Source organism: Ensifer adhaerens (assembly GCF_000697965.2).
Lineage (GTDB): Bacteria > Pseudomonadota > Alphaproteobacteria > Rhizobiales > Rhizobiaceae > Ensifer > Ensifer adhaerens.
The window spans coordinates 486,843-501,082 of sequence record NZ_CP015880.1; the positions used below are offsets into that span (position 1 = coordinate 486,843).

12 protein-coding genes are annotated in these 14,240 nt (G+C 62.8%); 7 read left to right on the forward strand and 5 right to left on the reverse strand.

The window, feature by feature from the left end:
- Positions 1-13 precede the first annotated feature (13 nt).
- From FA04_RS02245 to FA04_RS02265, 5 genes are all read right to left on the reverse strand, one after another.
- Entirely contained in the window at positions 14-1,738 is a 1,725-nt protein-coding gene (locus FA04_RS02245) for an IlvD/Edd family dehydratase (protein ID WP_034801023.1), read from the reverse strand.
- A 96-nt stretch (positions 1,739-1,834) separates the two neighbouring features.
- A complete protein-coding gene (locus FA04_RS02250) occupies positions 1,835-2,719 on the reverse strand; it encodes an SMP-30/gluconolactonase/LRE family protein (RefSeq protein ID WP_034801025.1) in 885 nt (294 codons plus the stop codon).
- Positions 2,719-3,354, reverse strand: coding sequence for a 2-dehydro-3-deoxy-6-phosphogalactonate aldolase (locus tag FA04_RS02255; RefSeq protein ID WP_034801028.1), 636 nt, complete (start codon positions 3,352-3,354; stop codon positions 2,719-2,721). Before FA04_RS02255 ends, FA04_RS02250 begins: the two co-directional genes overlap by 1 nt.
- Positions 3,355-3,369: 15 nt before the next feature.
- On the reverse strand, positions 3,370-4,290 hold the full coding sequence (locus tag FA04_RS02260) for a 2-dehydro-3-deoxygalactonokinase (RefSeq protein WP_177235696.1): 921 nt from the start codon (positions 4,288-4,290) through the stop codon (positions 3,370-3,372).
- Positions 4,287-5,057 (reverse strand): SDR family NAD(P)-dependent oxidoreductase, encoded by a 771-nt coding sequence (locus FA04_RS02265; RefSeq protein WP_060529839.1) that lies wholly within the window; start codon positions 5,055-5,057, stop codon positions 4,287-4,289. The genes FA04_RS02260 and FA04_RS02265 overlap by 4 nt, the downstream gene beginning before the upstream one ends.
- A 154-nt stretch (positions 5,058-5,211) precedes the next feature.
- On the opposite strand from FA04_RS02265, the gene FA04_RS02270 reads away from it, so the two are divergent.
- From FA04_RS02270 to FA04_RS02300, 7 genes are all read left to right on the forward strand, one after another.
- Positions 5,212-6,030: an IclR family transcriptional regulator gene (locus tag FA04_RS02270; protein WP_051659582.1), complete on the forward strand. Its 819-nt coding sequence runs from the start codon at positions 5,212-5,214 to the stop codon at positions 6,028-6,030.
- 195 nt (positions 6,031-6,225) lie between these two features.
- The gene (locus tag FA04_RS02275) at positions 6,226-6,966 is read left to right on the forward strand and encodes a LuxR family transcriptional regulator (RefSeq protein WP_034801035.1); all 741 of its coding nucleotides are present in this window, start codon (positions 6,226-6,228) and stop codon (positions 6,964-6,966) included.
- A gap of 142 nt (positions 6,967-7,108) precedes the next feature.
- The gene (locus tag FA04_RS02280) at positions 7,109-7,882 is read left to right on the forward strand and encodes a LuxR family transcriptional regulator (protein WP_051659571.1); all 774 of its coding nucleotides are present in this window, start codon (positions 7,109-7,111) and stop codon (positions 7,880-7,882) included.
- 460 nt (positions 7,883-8,342) lie between these two features.
- Positions 8,343-9,506: an Mrp/NBP35 family ATP-binding protein gene (locus FA04_RS02285; protein WP_034801037.1), complete on the forward strand. Its 1,164-nt coding sequence runs from the start codon at positions 8,343-8,345 to the stop codon at positions 9,504-9,506.
- Positions 9,507-9,868: 362 nt separating this feature from the next.
- Positions 9,869-10,846: a magnesium transporter CorA family protein gene (locus FA04_RS02290; protein WP_034801039.1), complete on the forward strand. Its 978-nt coding sequence runs from the start codon at positions 9,869-9,871 to the stop codon at positions 10,844-10,846.
- A 16-nt stretch (positions 10,847-10,862) separates the two neighbouring features.
- Positions 10,863-12,764 carry a potassium transporter Kup gene (locus tag FA04_RS02295; protein WP_034801041.1) on the forward strand — a complete coding sequence of 634 codons (1,902 nt, stop codon included), beginning with the start codon at positions 10,863-10,865 and terminating at the stop codon, positions 12,762-12,764.
- A gap of 346 nt (positions 12,765-13,110) precedes the next feature.
- Positions 13,111-14,232 carry a cell wall hydrolase gene (locus FA04_RS02300; protein ID WP_051659572.1) on the forward strand — a complete coding sequence of 374 codons (1,122 nt, stop codon included), beginning with the start codon at positions 13,111-13,113 and terminating at the stop codon, positions 14,230-14,232.
- The last annotated feature ends 8 nt before the right edge of the window (positions 14,233-14,240 follow it).

Genomic DNA, 14,240 nt, shown 5'->3' on the forward strand with positions numbered 1-14,240 from the left:
GCGTCCGAAGCCGTCAGTGGCTTTCGCGCAGCACTTCGCTGCCGCTGCCGCCGACGAGGAAGTCGAGGTCCGCACCCTTGTCTGCCTGCAGCACCGTGTCCTGGTAGAGCTTGTAGTAGCCGCGGGTCCATTTCTGCGGCGGCGCCTGCCAGGCGGCCATGCGCGTGGCAAACTCTTCCTCGCTGATCATCAGGTTGAGCTCGCCCTTCATCGCGTCGAGGCGGATGCGGTCGCCGGTCTTGACGATGGCGAGCGGCCCGCCGGCATTCGATTCCGGGCTGACATGCAGGACCACGGTGCCGAAGGCGGTACCGGACATGCGGGCGTCGGACACGCGCACCATGTCGCGCACGCCCTTTTCGACGAGGCGCCGCGGGATCGGCATGTTGCCGACCTCGGCCATTCCCGGATAGCCCTTGGGTCCGCAGCCCTTGAGCACGAGGATCGTGTCTTCGGTCACCGGCAGGTCCGGATCGTCAATCTTCGCCTTCAGCTCCTCGATCGTCTCGAAGACATAGGCCGGACCTTCATGGACGAGGAGATGCTCGCTTGCGGCCGACGGCTTGATGACGGCGCCGTTTGGGGCAAGGTTGCCCTTGAGCACGCGAATGCCGGCGGCAGCCCGCAGCGGATTGTCGAGGGGGCGGATGACGTCGTCGTTGTAGACTTCGGCATCCTCCCAGTATTTGCTGATCGGCACGCCGAAGACTGTCGGCGCGTCGGCATGCAGCAGATGCTGTATGCGGTTCATCACCGCCGGCAGGCCGCCGGCATAGGCGAGGTCTTCGATCAGATACTTGCCGGACGGCATGCAGTTGACGATGCACGGCACCTGGCTGCCGACGCGGTCGAAATCTTCAAGACAGAGATCAACGCCGGCGCGGCCGGCGATCGCCAGCATGTGCACGACGGCATTGGTCGAGCCGCCGACGGCGGCGTTGGCAATGATGCCGTTCTCGAAATTCTTCTTGGTCAGCACCTTCGACAGGCGCAGGTCTTCATGCACCATCTCGACGATGCGTTTGCCGGTCATGTGCGACAGCGCCATGCGGCGGGCGTCGACGGCCGGCAGCGCCGCATTGGTCGGCAGCGACAGGCCCATCGCCTCGACGATCGACGCCATGGTGGTGGCCGTGCCCATCGTCATGCACACACCCGGTGAGCGCGACATGCCGCTTTCTGCCGCCATGAATTCCTGCATGCTCATATCACCGGCGCGTACGGCCTCGGAGAACTTCCAGACATCCGTGCCGGAGCCGATGTCCTTGCCCTTCCACTTGCCGTTCAGCATCGGGCCGGAGGAGACGACGATCGTCGGCAGGTCGACCGACGCCGCACCCATCAACTGGCCGGGGGTTGTCTTGTCGCAGCCGCCGAGCAGCACCACGCCGTCGATGCCATAGGCGCGGATCGCCTCTTCGACATCCATGGCAAGCAGATTGCGAAAGAGCATCGCGGTCGGGCGCATCTGCGTCTCGCCGAGCGAAGACACCGGGAACTCGACCGGGAAACCGCCGGCCTCCCACACGCCACGCTTCACGCCCTCTGCCAGAATGCGCAGATGGCTGTTGCAGGGCGTGAGTTCCGACCAGGTGTTGCAAATGCCGATAATCGGGCGGCCGTCGAAAACGTGGTCCGGAAATCCCTGGTTCTTCATCCAGGAGCGATGGATAAACCCATCCTTGTCGGTGCCGCCGTACCAGTGACGGCTGCGCAGTTCTTTCTTCTTGTCGCTCATGCGAGCTTCCTCCTCACCATGCGATCAAACGCGTGGCTGAATTGTATGACTTTTTATTGGCGCTTCGCCAAGAGTTACTCGGCCAAGAATTTCCGGTCAGAGACGGAAAGACGGTTCGAACCGGCCCTTGACACTGACGCCGAGATCGAAGGCCTTGCCGGCATGCGGGTCCGCCGCACGCGTTGCCTCGTCCATGTCCTGCCAGGCGGATGTCACCAGCATGCGGTCGGCCTTCGCTCCGATGAAGGCGGTACAGCTCGGCTGGCTCGTCGGCACGGCGTAGCGCGCGATGCGCGCGCCGTCGGGGCGGTAGACATCGACCGTGCCGCTGCCCCAGCGGGCGTTCCAGATCAGGCCGTCGGCATCGCACACGGAGCCGTCGATACCGCCAGCTTCGCCACTGCCGTCGACGAGCAGGCTCGGTTCGCCTTTCGGCAGCCCGGTCGCGGCGTCGATATCGACGCGCATCAGGTGATTGATGTCGGTATCGACGAAATAGGCGACGGTTCCATCCGGCGAGAAGCAGATGCTGTTGGGAATGGTGATGGCGGCATAGAGCTTCGTCACCTTGCTGCCGGCGACGTGATAGATCGCGCCGGAGCCCTTTTCGGCGCTGCGGCCCATGGTGCCGATCCAGAGCGAACCGGACGCATGAACCCGGCCGTCGTTCGAGCGATTGATGGGTTCGTCCTCAAGCGTGGTCAGCAGGCTGAAGGCACCGGTCCGCGTATCCCGGATGAAGAGGCCCTGGTCGGAGGCGATCAGCTGCCGGGTCGGATCGATGACGGCGAGCACGCTGCCGAGGAAGGGTAGGGCGTGCACGGACTTGCGCCCGCTTTCGAGGTGCAGTTCATGCAGTTCCTGGCCCTTAATGTTGAACCACCAGGCAGTGCCGGTGGCCGGGTCATAGGTCGGACCTTCGCCGAGGATCGACGTCGCTTCGCAGAGAATGCTGCCGGAAAAGGGGATGGTGTCGCTCATCAGCGCGCTCCGTAGACGGCGTCGTAGGCCTTGATGGTGGCAACGGCGCGCTCGCGCACTTCAGCCGCGCTCATGCCGGGCTTGTAGAGGCTGGAACCAAGACCGAAGCTGCGGATGCCGGCCTTGGCATAGTCGCCGAAATTCGCGTCCGAAACGCCACCGACGGCAGCGATTTCCAGCTCTGGCGGCAGGATCGCGCGGATCGCGGTGATGCCGGACGGGCCGAGCACGCTTGCCGGGAAGAACTTGAGGCCGGTGGCGCCCGCCGCCGCGGCCGAAAGCGCCTCGGTCGGGGTGAGCACGCCTGGCATGGTCACCATGCCCTTTTTGGCGGCGAGAGAAATCACCGCCGGCTCGACATTGGGGCTCACCATCAGGCGGCCGCCGACATCGGCGAGTTGTTCCACCTGTGTCGTCGTCAGCACCGTGCCGGCGCCGATCAGGCATCCCTCGGGCGCCATCTTCACTGCCGTCTCGATCGAGCGGAACGGATCGGGCGAATTCAGCGGGATCTCGATCGCGGAGAAGCCGGTCTCGATCAGGGCACCAACGACGCCTGCGGTTTCCTCGGGCTTGAGGCCGCGCAGGATCGCGATCAGCGGGTACTTCATCGACGGAAAGGGAATGCGGGTCATGAGCGTGTCTTTCGTTCAGAGGGGCCAGATCGCCTGGGCGGCGGTCGAAAGGCCGGAGCGGACGGCCGTGTCGGCATCGACCACCTGAAGAGGGCAGTCGAGGCTTTCGAGCGCAGCCTGATAAAGCGTACCAAGGGATCCGGAGGCGACGAGGCAGATGCTGTCGATCGTCTTGGCTGAAGCCAACGCGCCGGCGATCTCCAGGCCGATCAGCGTGCCCGACAGCAATGCCTTGGCGTCGGTCGCGCTTGCGCCGTGCAGCAATTGGCCTGAGCGCGCGCCGAAGATCAGGCTGGTGGCGAGCGCCGGATTTGTGCGTGCCTCGGCCACCGCCGCCGCAAAGGCGGGATGATCGCCGGTAAACGCATGCGCGTCGGCGATCGAGTGGCTGAGGATCGAGTGCTTGGAGATCACGTCGAACAATTCGCCGGTCATGAAGGTGGAAAAGCCGCTGACGGCGCCGTCTTCGAGCCGCACCCATTTGCTGTGTGTGCCCGGCATGCAGACGAGATGTAGACCGCGACCGAGGTCGCTTGCCGCGCCGAGCAATTGCGTCTCCTCGCCGCGCATCACATCCGGGTGCCGCCGATCACGCTGCGCCAGACCCGGCAGGATACGGATGTCGCGATCGAGATCCGGCACTGCCACGGCATGGGAGGCGATATCGGCGAGCGCGGCCGGCGTATCGAGGTAGCCGGCCTCCACCCAACCCTGCTTGGCCCCGGCCATGCCGCAGATGATCGCCGGCAGGTGGCCTGGCGCATCGACGGCGGCCAGGTGCTTTTCGAGGATCGCATGGAACCCGGCCTTGTTGGCCGTGGTCATGCCTTCGCCGCTTCGGCGCTCGGCGAGCACCGAGCCGTCCTCGCCGATGATCCACAGCCGGAAACTCGTGGTTCCCCAGTCGACCGCGGCATAATAGGCTGCCGTCATCAAAGTGCGCCTCCATCGATGATCATTGTTTGCGCGGTCATGCCCGACGAGCACGCCGACGCGAGAAAAAGGCAAGGGCCGACGAGATCGTCGGCGGTGAGGCTGCGCTTCAGGCACTGCCGTTCCTGCATGCCGGCGATTGCCGCGTCGCTCAGCCACAGCCGTTTCTGGCGCTCGGTGACGATCATGCCGGGCAGGATCGCGTTGACGCGGATGTTGTCCTGGCCGAGCTTTCCGGCGAGCGATTTGGTCAGGCCGACGATCGCGGCTTTCGCCGTCGCATAGGCCGGGATTTCGGCCATGTTGAGCAGATAGGCGATCGACGAGAAATTGACAATCGACCCGCCGCCGGCTTCGCGCATATGCGGCGCAACCGCCTGGCTCATGAAGAAGAGGTGCCTGAGGTTGACCGCCTGGCTCTCGTCCCAGCTCTCTTCGGTCACGCTTTCCAGTGGCTCGCGATCGTCGCGCGCCGCATTGTTGACGAGCACGTGGAGCGCGCCGAGAGCGGCCGCCGCAGTCTGCGCGGCCTTTTTTACCGCTTCGATGTCGCGCAAATCGGCGGGAATATAGACCGGTGCCGTGCTTGCCTTGATGGCGAGCCTTTCGACGAGGTCGAGGCTTGCCCTCTCGTCGATATCGACGAAGGCCACCCGTGCACCCTGGTCGACGAAACCCTCGACAAGCGCTGCGCCAATGCCGGAACCGCCACCGGTGACCAGCACCGCGCGGTCTTTGAGATCATGAAATTGTGCCTTCGGCACCGGCATATTCCTGTATCCCCGATCAGTCCTATGGTGAAGATTTGTTCCATTATTTGGAACTTGATTTTATTATATGGAATTATCACGTCGAAGCGTCTACCTTGTCAAGGTCGCGCGCCCGATCGCGCGACTGCAATCGGAAACAAACAAGCGAGCGACGATGACGGATGAAGCGGCAGGCGGAGGGGACGAAGTGCGTGCGGAGGCTGGCACGGGCACGCTCGGCAAGGCAATCACCGTCCTGGAAGCGGTGGTCACCGCCGATGGCCCGCAGCGTTTTACCGATATTCTCGCCCGGTCCGGCCAGCCGCGCGGCACGTTGTACCGGCTGCTCAGCCATCTGGTCGAGGAAGGACTGCTGATCCAGCGCCGCGACCTCTCCTATGAGCCTGGCCTTCGGCTGCTGACGCTGGCCTATCGTTCCTGGTCCGCCAATCGCTTTCGCGACGTTGCCGAGCCTCACCTGCAGCGATTGCACGAACTGACCGGTGAGACCGTGCATCTCGGCATTCTGCGCGAGACCGAGATCGTCTATGTCGACAAGGTAGAAAGCCGCCAGACGGTGCGCATGAGTTCGCAGATCGGCAAGGCGTCGCCGGCCTATTGCACTGGCATCGGCAAGGCGGCCCTGTCCTTGCTTGGACAGCCGGAGTTGGAAGGTATTTTGGCCCGAACCGAGTTTCAGGCCTTCACGCCGCACACCCATCGCTCGGCCGCCACCTTGCTGGCGGAGATCGAGGAAATCCGGCGCGACGGCCACGCCTTCGACCGCGAGGAACATGAAACGGAGATCCGCTGCGTTGCAGCACCTATCCTCATTCCCGGCAGCGAACTTGCGGCCGGCCTGTCGGTGACCGGGCCCGCCTATCGGGTGACCATGGAACAATTGTCGGCCTGGGCGGCAGCGGTTCGGGCAGCGGCGCAAGCGGTTGGCGAGGACGCGGCGATCCGTCTTGGGCCCGGCCGTGGTGGACCTTGAATTCACTTTACGGTAAATTAGAAACATCGACTGGACGTGGCGCGTCTCGCTCGATAGCTTTAATATATCAGACTCAGGTTCGTGGATGGTCTTAGTCTGGTTCGTTTTTGGTATTGGTATAAATTTTTGACGTGATCTTCATGCGGCGTCAGCGGCCGGTTCCCGCATGGAACCGGATGTGGAAAAGGGCGGAAGATGATTGATTTCAGCGCGAATTTGTCGGCGTTGGCGCTTCCTGATGGGCGAACCATCCGTGGGCCGATTTGTTGCGAAGAGGATATCAGGCGCGTGATCGCCCAGGTTGCGGATTCCTACGGTTTCCGTGGTTTCCTGGTGCTTGCCATTCCGGAAACGGAGAGCAACAGCCTGTCCGTCAACGCCTTGATGACGAACTACCCGGCCGCCTTTCTCAAAGGCTATGACAGTGCCGGCTTGATCAATGGCAGCCCGGTGATCCAGCGGCTTCGGCGCAGCACCATCCCCTTTACCTACGACGCGCACCAGCTTGCGCGCCGCCGAGCCGACGGCAAGGGCGATGCGGCGGTCTGCGTCTTCGAGCAGGCGAACATGCCGCGCGGCCTCTATCTGCCGGTGCACGATGCGAGCGGCCACCGCGCCGCGATCGCCTTTGGCGGCGACCGTCCCGTGGTTTCCAATGACGAGCTTCAGGAGCTCAACCTTTGGGCCGGCGTGCTCTACAGCAAATACATGGAGGTGCGCGATCGCGACAAGCGCGGTGCGGGAAGCCTTTCACGCCGCGAGGTCGAGTGCCTGCGCTGGGCGGCCGCCGGCAAGACCACCAGTGAAATGGCGAAAATTCTGGCGCTGTCCGAATATACCGTCAACCACTACCTCAACCGGGCAACGCGCAAGCTGGATTCGGTCAATCGCGTTCAGACCGTCGCAAAGGCCGTGCGCGCCGGGTTGATCAACTGATCGCCGGCACGCGTCGCGCGCGAGCTGATGGCAATATCGGCCTTCACGAGGGGAAATACACAGACTTTTGGGTCGAAGCGGCAGGGATTTTCGATCATCTGTTGGCATTGGCAGGCGGCTCGGTCTATTTGATACGTGATGAATGCCATGGAACGCGCGAATGCAGGATACGATGACGACCGGGATGACTGACGCAGATCTGCCCCGGGGCGGCGATTTCGCGTCCGAGATCGCAAAGCTTGAGACCCAGTTCGATATCATCCGCTATATGCGGCGGATCACGCAGGTTTTTGGCTTCAAGACGTTTCTGATCTGCTCGATCCCCTCGATCGACGTGGAGCGCCTCGCCGCGAGCACCGTCATCTCCAACATGCCGGCCGAGCTGCTGAACAAGTATGACAGCCTGTCGATGCTGCGCTTCAGCACCGGCGTGCGCCGCCTGCGCGAGACGACGACGCCGTTCCAGGTGACGCTTGCAGCCTGGGAGGGAGAGGGCGGCAAACCGGAATCGGCGGCCGAATACATCGAGATGCTGCGCGAGAACGGTATCTTCCAGGCAAGCTACTTCCCGGTTCATGACGCCGAGGGCGGCCGCGGCGCTGTCATCCTGATGGGCCCGCTGGTCGAACTGCCGATGACCGTCACCATGGAACTGCAGATGATTGCAATCCATGTCTATAACCGCCTCGCCGAAATCGGCTCCGTGTGGAAGAGTAGCGGCGCAGCACTTTCGGAGCGCGAGATCCAGTGTTTGAGCTGGACGGCTGCCGGAAAGACCAGCGCCGAGATCGCCGGCATCCTCGGGCTCTCCGAGCATACGGTCAACCACTACCTCAACCACGTGACCAAGAAGCTCGACGCCGTCAACCGCACTCAGGCGGTCGTGAAGGCGATGAAGAAGGGCTACATCAGCTAGCCCCAAGTCGGCCCTGCGCCGCAAGCCTCTTCCTGAATGTCCTCGACCTGATGCGATCGAAAGAAGCTTGGGGAAGCCCGGCATGCTGTCGCCAAGGTTCCGTCATCTGGGCGATCTGCTCCATCCTTGGACGATTTGCAGACGGTTGCTCAGAAACTGGGCATATGCCATCGCCGGCCGATGAATGGCGGTCGAGATTATCTTTTTGAAATTGCTGCCTATTTCCGCCAGATCTGAAACTGGCACGCATCCTGCATTTCTATTGGCATGTCCAGAGGGGACTAAAAAGAAGACAGCGCCCAAGAAGGTCGCGACCGAAAGGGCCACTGCCCGCCTTGAAGGTGATCCCGGATGTACGGACACCGAGGCGGGTGGTGGCCCTTCCTTTTTCCGATATGTCGCATTGGCGAAGCGCCCCGCCTCGACTATCTAAGAGATAACAAAAGAATGAGAGGGCGCGATGCCGGAAGTCACGAAAGAAGTGGTGCTTGAAAAGTTGCGCACGGTGCGTGGCCCGGGCATGGAAGGCAATATCGTCGACCTCGGGCTCGTGTCTGATGTCTTCATCTCCGACGGCAAGGCCTATTTCTCGATCACCGTGCCGGCCGAACGCGCCAAGGAACTGGAGCCGATGCGGGCTGCAGCCGAGCGCGTGGTGCGTGACATTCCCGGGATCACCGCGGCAATGGTCGCTCTGACGGCCGATCGCAAGGCAGCCGCAGGCAGCGCGCCGGTGCAGCGCCCGCAGCCGCAGGCACCGTCCCATGCAGGCCACTCCCACGCCCCGCGTCCGGCTGGCGGACCGCCCGCCAAGGCGGGGATCCCCGGCGTCGGCGCGATTATCGCCGTCGCTTCGGGCAAGGGCGGTGTCGGCAAGTCGACCACGTCGGTCAATCTGGCGCTGGCACTCCAGGCAAACGGCCTGAAAGTCGGTCTGCTCGATGCCGATATCTACGGCCCCTCGATGCCGCGGCTGCTGAAGATTTCCGGCCGGCCGCAGCAGATCGAGGGCCGGCTCATCCGCCCGATGGAAAATTACGGCCTCAAGGTCATGTCCATGGGTTTCCTCGTCGATGAGGAAGTGGCGATGATCTGGCGCGGACCGATGATCCAGTCGGCGCTTCTGCAGATGTTGCGCGAGGTCGCCTGGGGCGATCTTGACGTGCTCGTCGTCGACATGCCGCCGGGCACGGGCGACGCCCAGCTCACCATGGCCCAGCAGGTGCCGCTTGCCGGTGCCGTCATCGTCTCGACGCCGCAGGACCTGGCGCTGATCGATGCGCGCAAGGGCCTTGCCATGTTCCGCAAGGTGGAAGTCCCGGTGCTCGGCATCGTCGAGAACATGAGCTACTTCGTCGCGCCCGACACCGGAAACCGCTACGACATCTTCGGGCACGGCGGCGCCCGCAAGGAGGCAGAACGCATCGGCGTACCCTTCCTCGGCGAGGTGCCGCTAACGATGGGAATTCGCGAGACGTCGGATGCAGGAACGCCGCTGGTCGCCTCCGACCCGGCAGGCGAGGTCGCGCGCGTCTACCGCGATATCGCGACAAAGGTCTGGGAACAGGTATCGGCCACGCAGCAGGACAAGAGCCGCGCCGCGCCGAACATCGTGTTCGAGTAGTTTGTCTCGAAGCGGTTCTGCCCGGCTGCCGGGCACGAATCGTTTTGCCCTTGATTCGGTTTTGATTTAAGCAAACATGCTATAGGGTGGCGCCGAACTGGCGGCGCATGCCCGCGTGCCGGATTGCAAGAGGGCATTGATTTTGCGTTTGCGTTGCGCCATATGCCTTGCCGCACTTGCGAAGGTGCCCAACTTGACGCCCTCTCGCCCGAGATCTTGGCCTCTCGCGATGACTGAGTTGAAGACTTTGTCCTGACTGGCGGAACGTCCCATCCGATGGATCTCTATTGTGGGTATTTTGTGGCGCACGACCTTTCGCCTCTTCCATTCGACCCTAAGGTTGGCATGACGAGGACGCTCGCATGATCACCGGCTATTGCGCCGATGGCACGGCCGTCGTCCTGACGCCCGCCGACCCGCCCGAGAGCTTGCGTTCGGACCTCATCTGGCTGGATCTGGTCGAGCCGAACAAGGCGGAAGATCTGATGATGGAAAAGCTGCTCGGCATTTCCATCCCGACGCGCGACGACCTCAAGGACATCGAGCCTTCGAGCCGTCTCTATATCGAGGAGAACGCCGTGTTCATGACGGCGTCACTGGTGTTTCGTTCGGACACGGAGATACCCGGCCTGACCGACATCGGCTTCATCCTGGCGGGTAGCCGGCTCGTCACCATCCGCTATGCCGAGCCCCGATCCTTCGCCCTCTTCAAGGCGTCGATGCACCGCTTCCCCGGAAATTGCCGAGACGGCGCGGTGGTTTTGACCCGGCTCCTGGAAACGATCGCCGACCGGACCGCCGAAATTCTCGAAGAGGCCGTGACCAAGATCGACGATCTGTCGATCGCCGTCTTCGGCGACAAGGCCGCCGGCAAGCGCCGCCCGCCGCATTTTCTCGAGGCGCGCCTGCGCGACGTTGCCGGGCATCATCGTCTGGTCGCCAAGACCCGCGACAGCCTCGCCTCGCTCTCGCGCCTGCTGACATTCGTCTACACCGTTCCGCAGGTGCAGGACGACAAGGAAACGCGCGAACTCTGCCGCTCGATTTCGCGCGACATCCAATCGCTGTCCGAACATGCCGGGTTCATTTCCGGCAACATTACCTTCCTGCTCGATGCATCGCTCGGCCTGATCAACGTCGAGCAGAACGCCATCATCAAGATCTTCTCGATCGCGTCGGTCGTGCTTCTGCCGCCGACGCTGGTCGCCTCTGTCTACGGCATGAACTTCCGCGTCATGCCCGAGCTGGAATGGCAATTCGGTTATCCCTGGGCGATCGCGGCGATGGTGATATCGGCCGTGATCCCCTTTTTCTTTTTCCGCTGGAAAGGCTGGCTTTGAACGCCAGTAGGTTTGCATGACCCAATCGCATGCCCCTTCCACTCATGAGCCGAAGGACCTGCGCCGTCTGCTGGTTCTCGGGCTTGGTTCGATCGGTGTCGTCTATGGCGATATCGGCACCAGCCCGCTCTATGCCTTTCGCGAAGCGTTGCGCCCGGTTTCCCATGACGGTGTGACCGATGCGGAGATCATCGGCCTGATCTCGCTGATGATCTGGACGCTGACGATCATCGTCACGATCAAATACGTGCTGTTTCTTCTGCGCGCTGACAACCAGGGGGAGGGCGGTACGCTGTCGCTGCTTGCCCTGTTGATGAAGTCCGCCAACGGCCACGCCGCCATCCTCTTCTTCATGGGCATTGCCGGCGCCGCGCTCTTTATCGGCGACGCGATGATCACGCCGGCGCTGTCGGTTCTTTCGGCGGTCGAAGGTCTGAAGCTGGTGACGCCGGCGCTGTCGGAATATGTCGTGCCGATCGCGGTGGTCATCCTGTTGATGCTCTTTGCGGTGCAGTCGAAGGGAACCGCGGCGGTCTCGAATTTCTTCGGTCCGATCACGCTCGTCTGGTTTCTGGTGATGGGCGGCATCGGTTTCGTGCACATCTCCGACGACTTATCGATCTTCAAGGCCTTCAATCCCTACTACGCCGTGAGCTTCATGCTCAGCGAAGGCTATGTCGGCATCATCGTGCTCGGCGCCGTCTTCCTGACGGTGACCGGTGCAGAGGCGCTCTACGCCGACCTTGGCCATTTCGGCCGCCGGCCGATCCAGTGGGCCTGGTTCCTGATCGTCTTTCCGGCATTGACCCTTAACTATCTCGGCCAGGGCGCCTTCGTCCTGAAGAACCCGGAAGCGATGTCCGACCCGTTCTTCCTGATGTTCCCGAAATGGGCACTGCTGCCAGTGGTCATTCTGGCGACGGCGGCAACCATCATCGCCAGCCAGGCGGTGATAACCGGTGCCTTCTCGCTGACGCGCCAGGCGATCCATCTCGGCTTCCTGCCGCGCATGGCGATCTTCCATACGTCCGAGACCCATACTGGCCAGATCTACCTGCCGAACGTCAACACGCTCCTGATGTTCGGCGTCATGGCGCTGGTCTTCGTCTTCGGTTCGTCCGAATCGCTGGCGACCGCCTACGGCATCTCGGTGACCGGCGCGATGGTGGTGACGACGGTGCTTTCCTTCGAGTTCCTGCGCATGCGCTGGAACTGGTCGGCGCTTGCGGCCGCCGCTGTGCTGTTGCCGCTCTTCGCGCTGGAGTTCATCTTCCTCGGCGCCAACATGCTGAAGATCCACGACGGCGGCTACGTTCCGGTGCTGATCGCCGCCACCTTCATCATCATCATGTGGACCTGGCGGCGCGGCACCGAAATCCTGCACGCCAAGACCCGCCACATCGACATTCCGCTGGCGAGCTTCATCAAGTCGATCGAGCGCAAGAGCGAACATGCGCCGGTGGCCGTGCCCGGAACCGCCGTGTTCCTGACGAGCGATCCGGAATCGACGCCGGCCGCACTGCTCCACAACATCAAGCACAACCACGTGCTGCACAATCAGAACTTCATCCTGACGATCCGCACGGCCAATACGCCGAAGGTGCCGAAGTCGGAACGGGTGAGCATGCAGCCGTTGTCGGACCGGTTCACATTGCTCGAAATGCGCTTCGGCTTCATGGAAACGCAGAACGTCTCGCAGGCGCTCGGTCTCTTCCGCAAGTCGGGCCTGAAGTTCGACATCATGTCGACGTCCTTCTATCTCGGCCGCCGCAAGCTCGTGCCCGATGCCGAGAGCGGCATGCCGCACTGGCAGGACCGGTTGTTCATCGCGCTTGCGAATGCGGCAATCGATCCGTCGGACTACTTCCGCCTGCCAACCAACCGCGTGGTCGAACTCGGCTCGCACGTGATCATCTGACGTTTGCCCGGTCCTTGGCCGGGCCGCGGGATGGGCCGGATATACAACGCAACGAAGCCGCCTTCCGATGGGGAGGCGGCTTCGTTGCGTTGTGGGGGCATCCACCTTTCAGCGATCGCGCATTAACCAAACATCAAGGTTAATGCTTCATTTTCAAAGCACGAACGGAGCGGTCCCGGCGAAGTGTCCGGCTGCTTGATTGTCTAATCTTCCCGCGCGGAATTCTCGACGCTGGCGCATAGCCGGCGCGGGCGAAGCCGTGCCGCCTGATAGCGTTGCGTGGAGTCGGTTGGTGCGTAAGAGTCGGAACCTGCGTCTAAAGTCTCGCCTGAACCCGTCCGCCTGGATGGCGCCCGCGATCATCGGCCTTGCGCTTTATCTCGGCTTTCCCTCGTCTGTGGCCTATGCCGACCTCGCGACCTTCCTGTCCGGCATCAACCGGGGCGGCGAGCGCTGGCGCATGTATATGACGCCGTCGCCGGCCGGCTCGATCCACGAAGCCGAAATGGTGTTTGCCGATCCGGTCACCACGGGCGCGCTTGACGGCGGCGCCGGCATCACCATGCCGGACGGCAGCCGCGTCGCGCTGACCGCGGAAACCAAACATTCGGGCACGCCCGACGAAGACCGCGTCAACCGTCAGGCCAAGAAGGGTCGCGTCGTTGCCGTGACCCCGGTAACGCCGCCCAAGGATTTCTCCGCCGGCTCCATCCTGCAGCGCACCAGCTCCCTGATGGAGCCAAGCCTGGGGGAGGGGGAGAAGATGGTCTTCGCCAAGTCCCGCATCGAAGGCAAGGAGATCGAGATCGCCACCGCCTTCTACCGGAAGACGCCGCCAAAGGCGGAGCCCGGCGTTTCGCCGATGCTGGCCAAGCTCGTTACCAACGATCGCCCCGACATTCTTGCGACTGCTTACGTCCGGCCCGAGCCGGACTACGCGCGTGAATCGCCCTTCGATTCGATCCTGCGCGAAGACAGGAACGCCGGTCGCTTCATTCCCGAGATTGCGCCGGACGACCACGCCTGGGCCGCCACCGCATTGCCGGGGTCGGTCTTCAGCAAGGAAGAGCAGACCTGCCTGGCTGAAGGCATCTACTTCGAAGCCCGTAGCGAGCCGCTCAAGGGTCAGGCCGCGGTCGCGCAAGTGATTCTCAATCGCGTGCGCAATCCCACCTATCCGAAGACCATCTGCGGCGTTGTTTATCAGAACAAGGCCTGGCGCAACCGTTGCCAGTTTTCCTTCGCCTGCGACATGATCCGCGACCTTATTTATTCCCGCTCGCACTGGAAGACCGCCAAGGAAGTTGCGATGGCCGTCACCGCCGGCAAGATCTGGCTGCCGGAAGTGGGCTCTGCCACCCATTACCACGCAACCTACGTCAATCCGCCGTGGGCGAAGACGATGAAGCGGGTCGGCAAGATCGGCATGCATATATTCTATCGCACCTATGGCGGCGGCTGGAGCTGATCCGCGCC

What these genes read in the sequence shown, in the direction of transcription:
- FA04_RS02280 (WP_051659571.1), top strand. Translation starts at nt 7,109, where the DNA reads ATGCCATGGAACGCGCGAATGCAGGATACGATGACGACCGGGATGACT.
- FA04_RS02250 (WP_034801025.1), bottom strand. Translation starts at nt 2,719, where the DNA reads ATGAGCGACACCATCCCCTTTTCCGGCAGCATTCTCTGCGAAGCGACG.
- FA04_RS02255 (WP_034801028.1), bottom strand. Translation starts at nt 3,354, where the DNA reads ATGACCCGCATTCCCTTTCCGTCGATGAAGTACCCGCTGATCGCGATC.
- FA04_RS02300 (WP_051659572.1), top strand. Translation starts at nt 13,111, where the DNA reads ATGGCGCCCGCGATCATCGGCCTTGCGCTTTATCTCGGCTTTCCCTCG.
- FA04_RS02290 (WP_034801039.1), top strand. Translation starts at nt 9,869, where the DNA reads ATGATCACCGGCTATTGCGCCGATGGCACGGCCGTCGTCCTGACGCCC.
- FA04_RS02245 (WP_034801023.1), bottom strand. Translation starts at nt 1,738, where the DNA reads ATGAGCGACAAGAAGAAAGAACTGCGCAGCCGTCACTGGTACGGCGGC.
- FA04_RS02285 (WP_034801037.1), top strand. Translation starts at nt 8,343, where the DNA reads ATGCCGGAAGTCACGAAAGAAGTGGTGCTTGAAAAGTTGCGCACGGTG.
- FA04_RS02295 (WP_034801041.1), top strand. Translation starts at nt 10,863, where the DNA reads ATGACCCAATCGCATGCCCCTTCCACTCATGAGCCGAAGGACCTGCGC.
- FA04_RS02265 (WP_060529839.1), bottom strand. Translation starts at nt 5,057, where the DNA reads ATGCCGGTGCCGAAGGCACAATTTCATGATCTCAAAGACCGCGCGGTG.
- FA04_RS02275 (WP_034801035.1), top strand. Translation starts at nt 6,226, where the DNA reads ATGATTGATTTCAGCGCGAATTTGTCGGCGTTGGCGCTTCCTGATGGG.
- FA04_RS02270 (WP_051659582.1), top strand. Translation starts at nt 5,212, where the DNA reads ATGACGGATGAAGCGGCAGGCGGAGGGGACGAAGTGCGTGCGGAGGCT.